The sequence below is a fragment of the Paenibacillus eucommiae genome, assembly GCF_017874215.1.
GTDB lineage: Bacteria > Bacillota > Bacilli > Paenibacillales > NBRC-103111 > Paenibacillus_AI > Paenibacillus_AI eucommiae.
On sequence record NZ_JAGGLB010000015.1, the window covers coordinates 99,755 to 117,389 of the forward strand.

Annotated in this window: 16 protein-coding genes; 1 reads left to right on the plus strand and 15 read right to left on the minus strand. The window is 46.7% G+C overall.

The genetic code is table 11. From position 1 onward, the window contains the following. Nucleotides 1-124: 124 nt before the first annotated feature. The 15 genes from J2Z66_RS21245 to J2Z66_RS21310 all read right to left on the minus strand — a co-directional run bounded on the left by J2Z66_RS21245 (nucleotide 125) and on the right by J2Z66_RS21310 (nucleotide 17,117). Entirely contained in the window at nucleotides 125-1,513 is a 1,389-nt protein-coding gene (locus tag J2Z66_RS21245; RefSeq protein WP_209974109.1) for a UDP-N-acetylmuramoyl-tripeptide--D-alanyl-D-alanine ligase, read from the minus strand. Then, nucleotides 1,510-2,997 (minus strand): UDP-N-acetylmuramoyl-L-alanyl-D-glutamate--2,6-diaminopimelate ligase, encoded by a 1,488-nt coding sequence (locus tag J2Z66_RS21250; RefSeq protein ID WP_209974111.1) that lies wholly within the window; start codon nucleotides 2,995-2,997, stop codon nucleotides 1,510-1,512. The genes J2Z66_RS21245 and J2Z66_RS21250 overlap by 4 nt, the downstream gene beginning before the upstream one ends. A 92-nt stretch (nucleotides 2,998-3,089) precedes the next feature. Continuing rightward, nucleotides 3,090-5,030 carry a stage V sporulation protein D gene (locus J2Z66_RS21255; RefSeq protein ID WP_209974113.1) on the minus strand — a complete coding sequence of 647 codons (1,941 nt, stop codon included), beginning with the start codon at nucleotides 5,028-5,030 and terminating at the stop codon, nucleotides 3,090-3,092. A 113-nt stretch (nucleotides 5,031-5,143) separates the two neighbouring features. Continuing rightward, nucleotides 5,144-7,453: a penicillin-binding transpeptidase domain-containing protein gene (locus J2Z66_RS21260; RefSeq protein ID WP_209974115.1), complete on the minus strand. Its 2,310-nt coding sequence runs from the start codon at nucleotides 7,451-7,453 to the stop codon at nucleotides 5,144-5,146. Between the two features lie 16 nt (nucleotides 7,454-7,469). Then, entirely contained in the window at nucleotides 7,470-7,886 is a 417-nt protein-coding gene (ftsL, locus tag J2Z66_RS21265) for a cell division protein FtsL (RefSeq protein WP_209974117.1), read from the minus strand. A 51-nt stretch (nucleotides 7,887-7,937) separates the two neighbouring features. Beyond that, a complete protein-coding gene (rsmH, locus tag J2Z66_RS21270; RefSeq protein WP_209974119.1) occupies nucleotides 7,938-8,888 on the minus strand; it encodes a 16S rRNA (cytosine(1402)-N(4))-methyltransferase RsmH in 951 nt (316 codons plus the stop codon). A gap of 74 nt (nucleotides 8,889-8,962) precedes the next feature. Then, nucleotides 8,963-9,394 (minus strand): division/cell wall cluster transcriptional repressor MraZ, encoded by a 432-nt coding sequence (gene mraZ, locus J2Z66_RS21275; RefSeq protein WP_209974319.1) that lies wholly within the window; start codon nucleotides 9,392-9,394, stop codon nucleotides 8,963-8,965. Between the two features lie 119 nt (nucleotides 9,395-9,513). Continuing rightward, entirely contained in the window at nucleotides 9,514-10,686 is a 1,173-nt protein-coding gene (locus tag J2Z66_RS42820; RefSeq protein ID WP_209974121.1) for a DUF4349 domain-containing protein, read from the minus strand. Between the two features lie 112 nt (nucleotides 10,687-10,798). Then, nucleotides 10,799-12,061, minus strand: a complete 1,263-nt coding sequence (locus J2Z66_RS21285; protein WP_209974123.1) for an adenosylhomocysteinase — start codon at nucleotides 12,059-12,061, stop codon at nucleotides 10,799-10,801. A gap of 12 nt (nucleotides 12,062-12,073) precedes the next feature. After that, nucleotides 12,074-13,705 (minus strand): bacillithiol biosynthesis cysteine-adding enzyme BshC, encoded by a 1,632-nt coding sequence (gene bshC / locus J2Z66_RS21290; protein ID WP_209974125.1) that lies wholly within the window; start codon nucleotides 13,703-13,705, stop codon nucleotides 12,074-12,076. Nucleotides 13,706-14,160: 455 nt separating this feature from the next. Then, nucleotides 14,161-14,289 (minus strand): hypothetical protein, encoded by a 129-nt coding sequence (locus J2Z66_RS43510; RefSeq protein ID WP_281068871.1) that lies wholly within the window; start codon nucleotides 14,287-14,289, stop codon nucleotides 14,161-14,163. A 257-nt stretch (nucleotides 14,290-14,546) separates the two neighbouring features. Beyond that, on the minus strand, nucleotides 14,547-14,831 hold the full coding sequence (locus tag J2Z66_RS21295; RefSeq protein WP_209974127.1) for a late competence development ComFB family protein: 285 nt from the start codon (nucleotides 14,829-14,831) through the stop codon (nucleotides 14,547-14,549). A gap of 93 nt (nucleotides 14,832-14,924) precedes the next feature. Further along, entirely contained in the window at nucleotides 14,925-15,323 is a 399-nt protein-coding gene (locus J2Z66_RS21300) for a DUF3397 family protein (protein WP_245375717.1), read from the minus strand. 10 nt (nucleotides 15,324-15,333) lie between these two features. Beyond that, nucleotides 15,334-16,284, minus strand: a complete 951-nt coding sequence (locus J2Z66_RS21305) for a ketopantoate reductase family protein (protein ID WP_209974129.1) — start codon at nucleotides 16,282-16,284, stop codon at nucleotides 15,334-15,336. Nucleotides 16,285-16,466: 182 nt separating this feature from the next. After that, nucleotides 16,467-17,117, minus strand: a complete 651-nt coding sequence (locus tag J2Z66_RS21310) for an RsfA family transcriptional regulator (RefSeq protein ID WP_209974131.1) — start codon at nucleotides 17,115-17,117, stop codon at nucleotides 16,467-16,469. 275 nt (nucleotides 17,118-17,392) lie between these two features. On the opposite strand from J2Z66_RS21310, the gene J2Z66_RS21315 reads away from it, so the two are divergent. Then, nucleotides 17,393-17,626, plus strand: a complete 234-nt coding sequence (locus tag J2Z66_RS21315) for a DUF2626 domain-containing protein (RefSeq protein ID WP_209974132.1) — start codon at nucleotides 17,393-17,395, stop codon at nucleotides 17,624-17,626. Nucleotides 17,627-17,635: the final 9 nt, after the last annotated feature.

Consider the following 17,635-nt stretch of genomic DNA (forward strand, 5'->3'; position numbering starts at 1 on the left):
TAAAATTGCGTTTTCCACTTTTGGTTCCTCCTAAGAGTTTTGCTTTAGCAAAACTTTCTTCGTAAGCATAAGCTGAGTTTTGCTTTAGCAAAACTTTCTTCGTAAGCATAGGCTAAAGTTTTATTTAAGAAAGGAGCGCATTGGCAACCTGCTCCAGCCGCATACCGCGCGAGCCTTTGATAAGAACGACATCATCCGGCCGCAGCGAGGCTTGCAGCTCCTGGATAAGCTGCTGCTTATCATGAAATACTCTGACTCTTCCAGGTGGAAAGCTCGTAGAGGCTTCCTCAGCGATAAACGCAGCTAATCGCCCGAAGGTATATACTTCATCAATACATAGCGGGGAGAGCGTACGGCCAATTTCGCGGTGATACTGCTCCTCTTGGTCCCCAAGCTCCAACATATCGCCCAGCACAATAAATTTCCGGCTGTAGTCGTCTAAGCGCTCGACCAGCTCCAGCGCAGCTCTAAGTGCAGCAGGACTCGAATTATAAGCATCATTCAAGACGGTTAACCCTGATTTCGCCGTCAATTTCTCAATGCGCATGCTTGTCATTTGCAGCGCTTGGAAGCCTGCCTGTATCTGCTCCGGATTTACGCCGAAATAAGCAGCAGTATGGATCGCAGCGAGCGCATTAATCACATTATGAAAGCCGAGCAGCGGAATAAACAGGGGAGGATAATGCTCTGAATTTATACGGAAATGAGCCCCCTTTGGATCAAGCTCTATCTCTGTCGGGTAGATATCGTTCGATTCAGCTTTGCCAAAGGTCAGGCGGCTGAAAGGCTTAGCATCTGCCCTTTCTGTTAGCACTTGTTCAATTAACGGTTCATCTCCGTTATAGATCAAGACGCCTCCAGGCTGCAGCCCTGACATAATTTCTGTCTTCGCTCTGGCGATCTCCTCACGGGAACCCAGCTGAAGCATATGTGCTTCTCCGATCATCGTAATAATGACTGCTTCAGGCTCAGCCAGCTCGGATAACAGTGCAATTTCCCCCCGCCCGCTCATCCCCATTTCAAGCACGGCAAACTCGGTGCTCTCTGCAAGCTGGAGCAGCGTCAGGGGCAGCCCGATATGATTATTCAGATTGCCCTTGGTTTTATGCACTTGGTAGCGAGTGGAAAGAACCGATGCAACCAAATCCTTGGTCGTTGTTTTTCCGTTGCTGCCAGTTATGCCGATAATTCTTACGTCCAGCTCCCGTCTATAGGCTTGAGCCAGCTGTTGAAGAGCCTTTAATGTATTCCCGACAAGAATAAGCGGCATTCCTTCAGGCGGGTTTGGACGGTCAGCCTGCCACAATACGGCTGCCGCACCAAGCGAATGAGCCTCACTGGCGTACGCATGGCCATCGTAATGATCCCCAATTAAAGGAATAAAAAGATTGCCCGCCTGGATCGTTCTTGTATCTGTTGATACCCCATGTATTTGAATAGGATCAGTATGGCTCACATCAACGGCTTCGGAGCCCAGCATCTTTTTGATATCCTGCAATGAACGATGTATCATCGGCTTTTTCCCCTTATCGCAGCTTTGGCCACCAGGCGGTCATCAAAGTCATGCTTGACACCCATGATTTCCTGATACGTTTCGTGGCCTTTTCCCGCTATTAATACTACATCGTTGGGGCCTGCCAGATCAATAGCTTTTTGAATCGCAATACGCCGGTCCACAATCAATTCACATTGCTCCTCCGGAAAGCCATATTCCTTAATCCCAGGCAGGATGTCCTGGAGGATCGTTTCGGGATTCTCTGTGCGCGGATTATCCGATGTGACGAACAAATAATCGCTGTAACGCGCAGTCACCTGGCCCATAAGCGGACGCTTGGACCGGTCGCGATCCCCTCCGCAGCCAAATACCGTGTAGACTTTCCCCAAAGCAAACTCTTTAATTGTTTTCAAAGCATTTTCAAGCCCGTCAGGCGTATGGGCATAGTCGACCAGCACCAAAAATTCCTGCCCCCCGCTTACTACCTCCATACGCCCATCTACAACAGCAATCCCCTCCAGACTATGCCGGATTTGCTCTAGAGGAACCCCTTCCGCCAAGGTTGAGGCAATTGCCCCAAGCGCATTGTATACATTAAAGATGCCTACCAGCTTCATCCGAAACACAGCCTCACCTGCAAAGGAGGACAACGTGAACTCCGTCCCGGATGCCTTAACCTGGATATCACAAGCCCTGACATCGCATTCGTTATGAATTCCGTACGTAATCACCTCTGCAGCAGACATTTGGCTAAATGCTGCCGAAGCCGGATCGTCGGCATTTAGCACAGCAAAGCTGCGGGCAGCCGGCTTGTCAGTAAATTCATTACCAAGCCTGGAAAACAAAAGCCCTTTGGCTGCTTTATAATTTTCCATCGTCTTGTGGTAGTCCAAATGATCCTGCGTCAGGTTCGTAAAAATGGCGGAGCGGAAATGGACTCCTTTTACCCTCCCCAGCTCAAGTGCATGACTGGATACCTCCATAAGGCAGTAGTCTGTTCCCTGCTCCAGCATCAGCCGCAGATTCCGCTGAAGATCCAGTGCTTCCTGCGTCGTTCTCTCCGCGTCTGTGTATACATTGCCGATTTTCATTTGAATCGTGCCCATCAAACCTGTTGTAAAACCTTGCTCCGACAATATTTTTTCGATCAGATAGGTTGTCGTTGTTTTACCATTCGTGCCGGTAACTCCGATCACTTTCATGTTGCGGCTGGCATATCCGTAGAAATGACTCGACAGTGCAGCCATCGCATATCTGGCATCTTTCACGATTAATTGCGGCACTGAAACTTGCAGATCTCTTTCTGTAACGAGGGCTGCTGCCCCATGCTTAATGGCCTGGGCTGCATAATCATGACCATCCACCACAAGCCCGGGAACACATATAAAAAGATCTCCCTGCTGTACTTTCCGGGAATCAGTTTGAATACCCGTAATCGGAACAGTATCATCTCCATGAATACGGCTGATTACTAACATGGCTGCAAGTTCTTGCAACAACATGGATATCTACCTCCTTTTTCACAACAGTATCTATTATGGACAATTTTATGCACAGTGAAAAGCAAAACATGTTAAAACTCAAATCTTTTTTTCTAGTCCTGCTTTTCCGGAGGCAAGGAATCGCTTAGGAAAAGCCGGATCGTCGATCCTTTTTCTATTCTCGTTCCTGCCTTAGGAGCCTGACTCAGCACATATTTGCCACTTCCAGACTTCGCTAACAGGAAATTGGAGTTCAAATCTTCATAGATATCCTCTACAGTTGCACCTATTAAATCAGGAACCTCCACAATCGGTACCTCCCCGTACTTATAATCACGGGCAATCTGTTTTTCGCTCGGCTCCACTTTCATGTACCGCAGTGCATCTGCCATCATGTTTTTTACCAATGGCGCTGCAATCAAGCCTCCGAACTGCAAGCCCTCAGGGTCATCCACTGCTGCATAAATGACAATTTTGGGATTGTCTGCCGGCGCGAAGCCGATAAACGAGACGATATGCTCATCTGCCGAATAACGTCCGTTGATGACCTTTTGCGCGGTTCCTGTCTTGCCTCCAACGCGGTATCCATCGATAAAAGCATTACGTCCCGTGCCTTTGGCAACGACGCTTTCCAAAGTTTCACGTACGATTCTGGAGGTTTCCTCAGAGATCACATTCCGCACTAATTCTGGCTGTATGGTTTCTATGACTTCCCCAGTTTCAGGATGAATCCAAGCTTTGCCTACATGCGGTTTAAACAGCTTGCCCCCGTTGATTGCCGCAGAAACTGCCGTAATCTGTTGAATCGGGGTGACGGAAACCCCTTGTCCAAAAGACGTAGTCGCCAGCTCTACAGGCCCAACCAGGGCAGGCTTGAACATAATCCCGTTCTCCTCGCCGCCAAGATCAATTCCTGTCTTTTTCCCGAAGCCGAAGCGCGCAATATAATCAAACAGCTTTTCTTTGCCAAGACGCTGTCCCATAAGCACGAAACCTGGGTTGCAGGAATTCTCCACAACCTGAAGGAAAGTCTCACTGCCATGACCACCGCGTTTCCAGCAGCGTAAATTCGCTCCGGCAACCTTAATAAAACCAGGATCGAAAAACATTTCATTTTTCAAATCTATCTTCTTCTCTTCTACTGCTGCTGCCAAGGTAATAATTTTAAATGTCGAGCCCGGCTCGTATGTCATCCAGATCGGTAAATTTCGATTGTACGTTTCAGCGGGAAAATCTCTGAAGTGGCTGGGCTCATAGGTCGGTCTGCCGCCCATAGCAAGTATTTCCCCATTATTGGGATCCATCATAATCGCGATGACGTTCTTCGCCTGATACTGCACCAGAGCCTGATCCAGCTCCCGCTCGAGAATCGATTGCAAATGGCTGTCAATCGACAGCTGCAGGTTCAGACCATCCTTTGGCTTGCTGTACTCCTCGGTCGTTCCTTCCAGCGCTCTTCCTGCCGCATCTGCCATGTAGGAAATACTGCCCCGTATTCCGGTCAGCTCTTTATCATACATAGCCTCTGCTCCGGCAAGACCCTGATTATCTATTCCAGTAAATCCCAGAATGTGCGCAGCTAGAGAGCCGAACGGATAGTATCGCTGATTATCCTCGGCGACAACGATGCCCGGCAAATTCAGCTGACGGATTTCCTGGGCTTTCTCTTGCGTAATTTTCCGACCGGCAGGTTGAATCCGGTTAATTCGTTCTTTTTTGGTCATCTGTTTATAGATGCTGTCTTCTGGGGCTTGCAGTACAAGAGCCAGCTGAGCAGCTGTTCCTTTGGCATCTTTAATTTGGGCCGGTATGGCCATGACCGAGGGGGTGCTGACGCTGTAGGTTAATTTAACACCGTTACGATCCAGAATCTCTCCCCGTTTAGGGGCAAATGGAATATTTCTGCGCCAGTTATCCTCAGCCATCTGTGCAAGCTCAGAACCCTTCCACAGCTGAACATAGGCAAGCCGTCCGATTAAAGCTACAAAAATGATCGTCCCTATGATAAGAGCAATAAACAATCTTCTACGTACTGTAACATTAGAAGCCCGCATGTATGCTTGCTCCCCCTCTCCCTATATAGTCAGTATCGTTTCATATCATGACTATTCGGGACAATCTAGGGATAGAACAAGCTATAGCATAACGGACTCATTTTCTTTACTTGTTATTCAGCGCTATTCGAGCCTTGATTCTCTTCGGAGCCGCTCGTTTCAGCTTGATTAGGATCAGTACTGCCCTGTTCTTCTTGAGATGGGCTGCCATTTGGATCCGTACCTTCCTCCACAGTTGAAGCCGGCTTGTTAAGCGGACTTAGCTGCAGAACTACTGCCTTGCTATCTCCTTCGCCGGTGACCGTCTGGCTCACTACATACCCTTCTCCAACGGTCTGACAGTTGACCTTGAGAAACGAACAGAACTCAATCGCATCACGCAGCGATTCTCCGGTGAAATCTGGCAATGGGAGAGCCTCAGGCTGCTCCATCGCAATATATACCCGCTGGGCAGGTCCAACTTCCGCTCCCGCCTTCGGATACTGCATAACTACCTTAGCGCCTTTTCCCAGCGTCTCCAAAGTGAGTCCGAGCCGCTCCGCCGATTCTTTCGCAGCAGTTAAAGTAAGAACCGTAAAATCCGGAACTGTTATTTTATCAGTAGCAGGCGCGGTCTGTTTGGTCTGCTGCGTACTGGAGGCAACCCCCAAATACTGCAGCGTTTGACTTACAATCTCTTTAAATGCAGGCGCTGCTACATATCCGCCGTTGTGATAGTTTCCGTTCAGTTCAGGTCTGTCCACGATGATAGTGACCAGGATTTGCGGATTTTCAACCGGTGCATAGCCGATGAAAGAAATAACCCACTGCTTGTCAGCATAGCCTTTTCCGCCTTCAACTACAAGATTCGCCGTACCCGTTTTACCGGCCACCCGATAGCCCTCGATAGCAGCTTTATTCCCGGTACCTTTCACCTTATCCGAAACGACCTGCTCCAGATACTCGCTGACTTGCTTCGCTGTGCTCTCAGAAACAACCCGGGATATTTCCCTTGGAGCAAAAGATTCTACGACTTCTCCTGTAACAGGATCAACAATATCCTTCACTACATGGGGCCACATAAGCTTGCCCCCGTTCGCTATCGCCGCATAAGCAGCCGTTTGCTGCAAAGCTGTGACTACGACTCCCCCTTGCCCATATGTAGCAGTAGCAAAGTCGGATTCATACTTTAATTTCACGAGGCCTGAAACCTCTCCAAGAATATCAATATTTGATTTTTCACCAAAACCGAACTTACGAATATAGTCTTCCAGCTTTTTCGGGCCCAGCTTTTCGTACCCAAGCTTAACAAAAGCAACGTTACTTGAACGCTTTAAGCCATCCAAATAGGAAATGGGTCCCCAACCTACCCAATTGTGATCATGAAGTGTTCTTCCCGGAACTCTGATCGATCCGGATTGATAGATTTCATTAGGATTAAAAAGATTTTCTTCTACAGCACCGGCAAGCGTAACGATCTTGAAGGTGGAGCCCGGCTCGTATTGAGAAGCTACCGCGTGATTAATAAAATCACCTTGATCGTTAAAATTCCAATATTCATTCGGGTTAAATGTGGGGACATTGGCCATGCCCAGAATTTCCATCGTTTGCGGATTTACAGCGATGGCCGTCATACTTTTCGGATGAAATTGCTGCTCGACCTTGGCCAGTGCGCTCTCGATATAGAACTGGATGTTTTTGTCAATCGTCAAGCGAATATTTTTCCCATCCTCTGCAGGCAAGAAATCAATCTTCGAGTCCGGGAGCTCGATGCCCTTAGCATCCGTTTCATACTTCAGCTTGCCTGCTACGCCCGTAAGGACTTCATCCATACTGGCTTCCAGACCAGACACTGCTTTTCCTTCTTTGCTCATAAAACCAAGTAAATGGGAGGCTAAAGTATCCCCCGGATAATAGCGCTTTTCTTCCTCAATAAGCTCAATGCCAATCTTAAGCTTCGTGTTCAGCTTCTTCCTAAGGCTTTTATCTAGTTCCAGAACCAGATCTGCCTTCGACTTGTCAATTTTCCACCCTTCATTGCGGATCTCTACGGAAACAGCAAAGTTAATCCCGTCATCTTTTTTCCTTGTTGCTCTTTGGCGGATTTTATCTGTCAATTCAGCTTTATCCCGGTTCGCATCTAATAAAATAGTTGAAAGACCTTCTACTACTTCTTCAAGAATGCCATTTTTATTAATTAATTGAGGATTTAACGATACGGTATAGGCCGTAGTGTTCAAAGCCAACGCTTTGTTGTTGCGATCCACGATCGAGCCGCGTTCCGGGGCAAGCACCTGATCCGTCTCCCACGCTTTCTTCGCCATACCAAGCAGCCTTGAAGCATCAACACCCTGAATATAATATACTTTTACTAAAAGGATAACAAAAAGAAGGGTAAATACCCCTCCGATCAACAAAGAGCGTGCTCTTATTTTTTTAGTCATTTTAGTACCTGCCTATTTATGGATTGTATGCTACATCGCTTGAATCTTCCGATTTGGCAGCTTCGCCAGAAGTAATCTGGTCAACTTGTCCTTCTGAGCGCGGTTTAAATCCGAGTTTTTTGGCCTCTTCCTCAAGCCGTTCTATGCTTAGAAGCTTCTCTACATCTTGCTTCAATGCGCTGTTCTCCGCTTGAATGGTCTTAATCTCATGCTGCATTTTCAGCATATCTGCGTTCATTTGATAAATTTGCGCATACCGCCATATAATGACCACCGCTACAACAACACAGAGCAGTACAGTAAATAAGTACAGCATTTTCTCCTGCATGGGCAAAGATTTAGTGCGGTAAACGATTTTTCTCGTTTCTTTAATAGTTACTTTTTGATCCGGCTTTTTATTAACAGCCAAATTCCCTTGAATGTAAGAAGGCATTCTGCAATTTCCTCCCCTTAATTTTTATTTTTTTATCCTAATTTAGTGTAATTATAGTTTCTCTGCTATTCTCAGCTTGGACGAGCGGGCTCTTTGGTTCGCCTCCAGCTCGTTGTCACTTGGAAGGATCGGCTTCCTGTTTACCAGCTTCAGCGTTCCCTTATTATTGCAGACGCACATTGGAAAATCTGGCGGACACGTACACTTCTCGAGGTATTTAGCGAAAGTCAGCTTGCAAATTCGGTCCTCCAACGAATGGAACGTAATCACAGCAACCCTTCCTCCTGGAGCCAGGCAGCGAATCGACTGCTCCAAAGCTTCCTCAAAAGCTCCCAGCTCATCATTGACAGCAATACGCAGTGCCTGAAAGCTGCGCTTGGCAGGATGCGGTCCAGTTCTTCTTGCCGCTGCCGGAATACCTTCCTTAATCAGCTCAACCAGTTCTCCTGTCGTTTCAATGGTACGTTTGGAGCGTGCGGCTTCAATCACGGAAGCGATTCTCCGCGAAAATTTCTCCTCGCCATATTCAAAAAGAATTTTGGCAATCCGCTCCACCGGCCATTCATTCACAATCATTTTTGCCGTCAGCTCTGAGGTGCGGTCCATTCTCATATCCAATTCAGCGTCATGATTATAACTGAAGCCTCTATCGGCTTCATCCAGCTGTGGTGAGGAAACACCAAGATCGAATAAAATGCCATCCACTTGGGGCTTTCCATTCTGAAGCGCTTGAGGTATGCCTTGCAATACTTCCTCCAGCATCCGGAAATTGCTCTTCACGGTCTGTACACGGTCTTGATACGGCGCAAGCACCTTTGCCGCATTCGCAAGAGCCGTCTCATCCTGATCCAGGCAAATCAACAGCCCCTCGGGTCCCAGGCTGGATGCTATAAGCGAGCTGTGACCAGCTCCCCCTAGCGTACAATCTACGTAAACTCCATTCGGTTTTATATGTAAGCCTTCAACTGATTCTTCCTTAAGTACAGTAATATGATGAAACAATAGGTTGGCCTCCTGTGAGTTTCCCTGTGATCAGGAAATTTTTCTTCGTGATTGTATATGTGATAGGTCAACTGTCAAAAATTAAAGTCCACAAGCTTCTCAGCGATTTCATTAAAAGATTGCTCCGACTCTTGGAAATAGCCTTCCCAAATTTGCTTGCTCCAAATCTCTACCCGATTGGAAACACCCAGTACAACACAATCTTTCTCAAGCTTTGCATGATCCACTAATGTAGCAGGGATATTGGCTCTTCCTTGTTTATCCAGCTCGCATTCCGTAGCTCCGGAGAAGAAAAAGCGGGTAAACGCCCGCGCCTCCGACTTCATAAGCGGCAATGCTTTGAGCTTCTGCTCAAGAACAGCCCACTCTGATCTCGGATAAACGAACAAGCACTGGTCCAAGCCGCGAGTGACTACAAAGGAATATCCGAGAGCTTCACGAAACTTGGCCGGAATAATGATTCGGCCTTTTTCATCTATGCTATGTTGATGTTCTCCTAAAAACACAGCAGTCAGCTCCAATCCCCCACTTTGCACCACTTTCCACCACTATTTAATACAAATTCGCCAAAAAAAAAAGAAATCCTGCTAGATCACCAGGATTTCCTTGATATTTTTTTATAGCTTTAAGTTGAAGACTCCTCATTTTGCTCCTCAGAAGCCTTTACAGGCGTTGCAACAGCAGCATTTTGCTGCTTTATTTGCGTGCAGGTTTCAGCCAGCCGCTGTTTTCTGCCCCTTCTGAAGTAAAGCACGGGAACAAGAATAATGGCTGCCACCAGAAGCACTGGAAGCGCAGCAGCCAAGAAAACAAGAATGCCCTGCAGAACAGCAGCCAGCACATTCAAGCTTGTATTTAAGGCATTTTGCAGACGATCACCAAGTGCCAGCTGTCCAGAATTTAGATGTGAACCGGAGCCTGTTTGTTGATACATACGCAGCTCAATGGTGGAGAAAGCTACATTCTGGTCAATATATCGCATCCGGCCTTTTATCTTCTCGATCTCCTCCTGCTCTTTGGCAAGCTGATTGGAGAAGGCTAGCAAGTCATCCGTTTTAGTCGCTTTTTCCATAAAGGCCAGAAGCCTTGCTTCAACAGCCTGCTTCGCTTTGAGCCTGGATTCCAGATCCACATATTCCTCACTGACATCCTGTCCGTTTACACTGCGCTGAAGACTTGGGCTGATTTTCTCCAAACCATCCAGCAGCGAGGTAAAACCATTTGCCCCAACCTTAATCGTAAAATGGCCTCCGCGTTCACCATTATTCGTATTTTCGGAAAATTGCAGAATATAAGCTCCACTCAAAGCGACCAGATCCCGCAGCTCCGTTTGTGCTGTTGTATAATCCTTAACCCGCATAACAAGGTTGGCTTGGTAAATCAGCTTGCGATTGAAGCCCTCCGCCCCATCCTTACCGATGGCTGGTGTTACTGCGTATACTTCACCGTCCGTGTTAGTGTTGATCTGCTTCTCCGCGGCAGAAAGATCTTCTTCCGCCTTTGGGCTGGTTTGCTCTAGTCCGGATTGATCAACGCTGGACTGTCCTTCCAAAGCAGATGATGCCGGTTCGCTGTTTGTATTCGCCATGGACAATGTATTACTGGCCTCATCCTTACTGCTGCTGCAGCCAGCTAAGGCCGCCATCATCAAGATGGCGGCCCCCACTATCAGTATTGCTTTTCGCCAGCTAGCTGTTACACGCGGCTTACTTTCTTTACCTGCTTGCTGCTGATTTGTGAACAAACTTTTTTGCATTTTTTGCATGCTTTGCATTCTCTGTTTTTCATTCGCAGTCACTTTTGCAGCCCCCTTATTCCATATTTAGGAATTCACCCCTATTAACGGGCTTCAGAGAGAAAAGGTTGCGAATGAACATACATAAACACATTTTACTCATTTCATGAAAAATTTAGTGCTCGGTCCAGCTATCCAGATAATCACGCTGTTCCTGGGAAAGCGCATCAATGCTAATTCCCAGTGACTCAAGTTTAAACTTGGCTACCTGCTCATCCAGCTCAAATGGCACATTTACGACTTTGCTGCCAATGCTCTCGTATTGATCATTTACATATTTCAAGGACATTGCCTGCAAGGCAAAGGTCATATCCATAATTTCTGCCGGATGTCCATCCCCTGCTGCCAAGTTCACTAGTCTTCCTTCAGCCAGCAAGTAGAATTTACGTCCATCCTTGAGTTCGTACTCTTCGATATTCCGGCGTACGGTTCTTTTCGATACAGAAACTGCATCCAGATCCGGCTTGTTAATTTCAACATCAAAATGCCCGGCATTCGAGAGAATCGCTCCATCCTTCATCACTGCATAATGCTCTTCACGGATGATATCACGATTTCCGGTTACTGTGACGAAATAATCGCCGATTTTCGCTGCTTCCACCATCGACATCACTCTGAAACCGTCCATATAAGCTTCAACCGCACGGATCGGATCAATTTCCGTTACAACTACATTGGCACCAAGACCTTTGGCACGCATCGCTACTCCTTTACCGCACCAGCCGTAGCCCGCTACAACTACTGTCTTTCCTGCAACTACAAGGTTCGTTGTGCGATCGATGCCATCCCAAACCGACTGTCCCGTTCCGTAGCGGTTATCAAACAAATATTTACAGAAAGCATCATTAACAGCTACCATAGGGAACTGAAGCTGGCCTTCTTTCTCCATCGCTTTCAGACGCAATATCCCTGTCGTAGTCTCTTCCGCTCCGCCGCGCACCTGTGAAATCAAATCCTTGCGCTCGGAGTGAATGATCGATACCAGATCTCCACCATCGTCAATGATCAGATCCGGCTTCGTTTCAAGCGCCTTGATCAGCAGCTCTTTGTATTCTTCCTCGCTCGGGTTGTATTTCGCATATACAGTAATGCCATCCTCTACAAGTGCCGCACAAACATCGTCCTGCGTGGATAGCGGATTGCTTCCTGTAATGGTAACCTCTGCACCCCCAGCTTGAACGACCTTCGCCAAATATGCGGTTTTAGCCTCCAAGTGAAGTGAAATCGTAACTTTCAAGCCTTTAAATGGCTGCTCCTGCTCAAATTGCTCGCGAATCCGGTTCAACACAGGCATATGCGCCTTTACCCAATCAATTTTCAAATGCCCTTCCGGGGCAAGTGACATATCTGTAACTATGCTTTTGTCAGCTGTACTCATATGTATCTCCTCCTATAAATAATAAATACGGTGCATACCGTCAATGGGCATGGACGTCTCAATCAATGGCTTCAACCAATCCTCGCCGTAACGATTCAAGTAAGCATAGATATTATACACTCTTTCCTGCGGCTTAGCTAACGGAATTATCGAGAGCTTGATTCGCTCCAGCTGCCTTAGAGCAGCTTCGAAATGAGTTTTATACGCGTCCGCGGCCTTTCCTTCAAGAAATTCGATTTGCTCAATTATTTTCAGCATATTCGTTTCTCCCAGCTTGCGAACGCCCGGATTAATCGCGGCAAGCGATTCTACGAGCGGGGAATAACTCTCCCGAAAGCTATCCTTAACGCCATCAAACCGCTGAGCGAGATTCAGCTTATCTTGCGATTCCAGCCACTGCTGCTGCTTCTCTTCAAAGCGGAAGCGAATGTCCTCTAGTGTGAGGTCATATTTGCTTAGATGCTTTTGCAAGGTGCCCTCTACAAGCGTAAACTCCAGGCGGGGAGCGACAACTGGCATCTTCATCCCAAATAAATGGAAGGCTTCCCCTGTTAATCCCCAATAAGCGATCTCACCTGGACCCAGCACAGTTGCCAGCACAGGAAACAGAAACTCCTGCATCAAGGGTCGTGTCAACACATTGTTGCTGAGCCGCTCCGGTTGGTTTTGAGCCAGCTGCCCGAGCTCCTCTTGGGAGATGCTGAAGGTCTTCTTCTTGTCGGCAAACAGCTCCCCGTCACGCTGTAGCAGCAAACGGCGGTCCCCTTCAAAAATAAACAGGTTAGCCCCATTCTCCGCCACCTCTGCTTGAGGTACGTAGCCGGCTGCCTCCACCTGACTTCTACCCAGCTGCAGGGCAGCAGACAAATCTGCGTTCCGCTGAACCAATTGCTGAAACATCGGTGCTTCCAGCTGACGTAATGCAGGATCATCTGAATCGAGCAGCACCAGCCCGTATTCTCCCAGAAGAGAGGCCATTATTGCCGCAAAAGTATCCGTTAATGTTACGCTCCCGCTCGTCACTGCCCGCAGCTTATCCAGCAAGCCTGCCTTAAATTCCGTGTCTATCAGCGAGGCTTCAAGCTCTTCAACTGCACGGGCCCATGCATCTGCCTGCAAAGGCAGTCTGCTGACAGCTGTTCTTGCCCCAGTGGGATGCTCAACTTGAAGCTTCTCCACCTGAAGCTGAGCTGATAAATAGTGAATATGATTCACTTCGTCAAAATCATGGTCCTCCCCGGCAACCCAGAAAACAGGAAGCACAGGACGATTCAACTTTTCACTCCAAGTCCTTGCTGCTTGAATAATCGATATCGCTTTGTACAGAATCATCAATTGGCCTCCAAAAAGGCCTGCCTGCTGGCCCCCTACAACGACTAACGCAGAGGGATCCAATAGCATTGAAATCTTCTCCAATGCTTCTGGCGCATTGCCAATCTTAACATTGTAATCCGTGAGCACTTTTACTAACTCCGCTGAATCAGCTCTTGGGCTGCGCGAATGTTTCACAAATTCCGCCCGCTCGAACCAAGCGGCTTCATGTAAATAGTGATATTCAAACAACTCTCGCGAAGAAATCTTATCCTCTATATAATCCTGAGCCAGTGGCTGATTTCTTTTCCAATTCACAGCTTCTATCGGCATATCGCTTACAGTCTCCCCTGCCAAATATGATGTGCGTACCCTTTTCTATCATACACGTAAGCATCGGAATCGTCAAAACTGTAATTATAAATGATACACTTGTGCATAAAATAAAAACGCCTTGTGGCGCTCTTTGAGGTGCGTGCTCGTGACGTTGGTGCATGGAGGGAGGGAATGGCTGTGGGCTCCAGCCGCTGTTAAAGATTTGTTCCCTTGAATGGTATACATGAGGAGGTAGGAACAAATCTTTAAAGGCGGACGCTACCGCTCTCCCTCCCACAGCCATTCCCTCTCTTTAGCTACAATCCCACGCCCCACGAATCACACGAACACAAGCTCAAACGACCATCCAGCAAGGGTTTTTCTCCTAATTAGAAGAGATTGCCAAGCGGGTGCAGCCTCTTGCGATGAAAAGTTCCTCCCGGCAACGCGTGCAATCTAGAGGACCTGCTACCTTAATCAACTTTAACGATGTTTTTCATCGTTAAAAGCACCAGTCCGCTCCACATCCTTACTTTAACGATGAAAATCATCGTTAACGTGACGGATTGACCTGGAACACTTGTTTTAACGATGAAAAACATCGTTAAGTCGAGCACTCTCTCATTTCGGCGAACGGCGGGGGGGCGAACAGGGGACAGCAGACAGCAGCTCAGCTGCTGCTAACACTCTTCCTCCCACAGCCATTCCCATTCCTTCTCATTTACAAAATAACGAACCTGCCACGCTCAAACGGATCACGGACTGCCAGCAGATGATTTCTTTCATACTTTCTAACTGAAACCACAGTTAAGCCGCTTCGGTGATGAAGCGGCTATCCCAATTCTACTTCCGATTCACTTTAAGCTTCTTCTGCGGAATTAAAGCTTCCCTTTCGGCCTGTACTCACTTTATCGATAGCATTGGAAAGCTCTCTGAAAACATCAGGCTCCATCTGCCGTATCTGCGTCTTCACAAACATTTCTCCTTCAACAGAGGAGACATACTTGGGTGGTAGACTATTTAAGGCAATAGCCATTATGTCAGCTTGCAATTTATCATCGAGATCGTGAAGCTTTTCCTGGTTATGTATTAAATCCTTTAAACACTGCTTGACGACTTCTTCCATTAAATTGCGAACCGTCATTGGATCCACTCCCTTTCGCGCTAAATCGTGCTATGTAGAGACTTATGTTTTAGAGACTGTAGAAGCTACTAAGTGCTTATGAGCGCTACTGAGCTATGTAGAGAAAATGATACTTTTTAGAAGTCTTAGTAACAGAAGAATAACATACAAGCCTGTAAGTGCAATGAATCCCATTCTCCATACCGCCCGAAAAACCTTCAATAGGTTTGTCTGCCCCTTGGTTCGATTCTGATACCCGCCTATCAAGCCGAAAGCGATCAAAAGCAAGAGCAGGATCAGCCAAAACCCGAATTTAGCCGCAAACAGCTGATTCCAGAGCGCTGACACATGACCTATCAAGAACAGCATAGTAATATCCATAGAAAGGCGTGTTGATAACTTCTTGTCCTTAAGAAAGAAATACAGCACAAACCATGCGATTACAAAGGTGGCCAACGGAAATACAGCCAGCCAAGCATAAATTGTCGTAAAGATATTGAATACAACCTGCAAGATAGCTCACCTACTTGTTCTCAAGTACTCTCACTATGCGGTATATACTGCGGTTTACCGGAAGCTCCAGCTTCAGCTGCTCCGCCATTCTCAATAAACTTCCATTGATACTCTCTATTTCCGTGCTTCTATGATGCAAGAGATCCTGGAGCATAGAAGATTGATTCTCAGCTGTTTTCTCACACACAAGCTGCAGCTTCTCCCAAAGATCATCCGGAAGTTCTATATGCTTGGCCTTTGCCACCGTCATACCTTCTTGATAAAGATCTAGCATTAGCTCTTGACTAGCAGAAGAGTGCAGCAATTGTCCATTCTGAATCTGCAGGATCGCAGTTAGCGGGTTTATAACAGAGCTGATGATCAGCTTGCTCCAAACCTTCGTATTCATGTTTTTCGACAAAGAGACTGCGAATCCTGCTTTTTCCAACAGCCCGGCAAATATTTTTTGCGTATTTAGCTGTTCTTTCGGCAAAACATCCCGAGAAAAGCCTAAATCTGTCGTACCTCGTCCCGTATGTGCGACCTTAGAAGCTCCCGACCTCTTTGCCCCTTCCGTTGTAACAGCCAGCAGCAATTGGTCTGCATGAATGCAGCCAAGCAGCTTCTCCTCATGCCCGACTCCATTCTGAAAGCAAACAACAGTTGTCTTCTTTGAGATTCGATTTCTAATCCAAGAGAGAAGTTCATCATCTATAGCCGTTTGTTTAACCGTGAGGAGTAAAAAATCAAGTGGTGATTCGACCGCTTCTTCCCCACTTTTACTCTCCTTATCTTCGTAAGAGACAATAGTGAACTTGCTTGCAGGCACGACCTCTTCTTTTTCAATGCTAATTCCTTCTCTTCTGAGCACTTCGGCTTGCATTCCTGTCCTAGTGATTACTTCAATGGATGTTGCTACAGACGAGAGCTTGGCAGCAAAAAGTAGTCCTAAGGAGCCGGCCCCCACGATGGCAATATGCATAAACAGCGCTCCTTCCCCTGATATTATCCATAACAAGCTTAATAAGCTTATTAAACTTTGGTAATAAACTTTGGTATAAGCCATTATAACACCAAATAATAAAGCACAAAAACAGACCCCAGCATAAAGGAGAAACTCCTTACACCAGGGTCTGCCGGACTTTTCAGCCATATGAAAAGCTCTTAGTCTATTCTTTCTAAATTTCCGTTAGCATCCATCTTAAAGCGCGATTTATTTTCCTCTTCCTCTTCAACCAAAAAAGCCATTTTACGAGCGCGATCCATAATTTGAATCAGTGCCTTATAATCATCGTTCACAACTCTGTAATCCGTCTCTGCCTCATTTACCTGCTTGTTAAGCTTTTCATTCTCTCTGCGCAGCTTGAGCATTTCTTCTTCCCTATCGTGCAGTTCCTTCTCCAAACTTTTAAAATGACGGTTCATATCCTGATAAGTATTTCTCCAGTGACGCAAAAAGCGAATAACAGAATCGATCGAAAGCGTTTCTTCTGAGAACGTTTCCGGTTTGCTTCCTCCCTGCTCTGGGGCATCAAGCGTAGCGACAGCTGCTCCTGAAATACTCACAGCAGCATGCCTTCTTAGCTGCGTCCGCTTTTGCCGCTGTGCTTTGGCAATTTGGATAGCCGCTTCATATTTCTTTCTTACAAAACTGTTCCAGCGAAAACCGCAAGCAGCTGCCGTACGTCCAATTCTTTCGCCCACTTCTTCGAAAGCGGATAATTGCGTACTACCATCACGAATATGGCGCAAGGTCACTTCCGCCAGAATAAAGTCATCCTCGTCGCTCCAAGCATCTTGTCTAATTGCTGACATAAGGGTCAATCCTCCTAAACGTAGGTATATATGGTCCTGCCATTAATACTATTTCTATGCCCATAGTAGAGTTCATAGAATCTATTTGATACTATTTGGTATTGCCATTTTTTTGTCGGCTCATACATCGAAACCGGATAAAACGGCATACTAGGTAAAGCTGAACAAAATGTTTTTAAATTCGTCACCGTTTGCAGGTTTACACTGCAGCGAAAAACAAGGTATAATGTGATTTAGCAAATGCGCATCACGGTATGAAAGGGGGATGTTACACAATGGATCGCATGTTTAGGGTTCTTGGATTTTGGACGCTCGTCATTGCGCTCATGAGCCTGGCCGGAGATATGATCCCGATGTCTCTGATTTTCTTTTTCCAAACTGCCGTATTCGTCATTCTAGGCTATATGCGCTTCTCAGAACGTACGTACATTTTGCTTTTTTGGGGATACATGATTATCTCCTTCAGCGGCTTTACGTACTGGTCTTTCTTCAGAATGTCAGTGGCTTAATGATTGAAA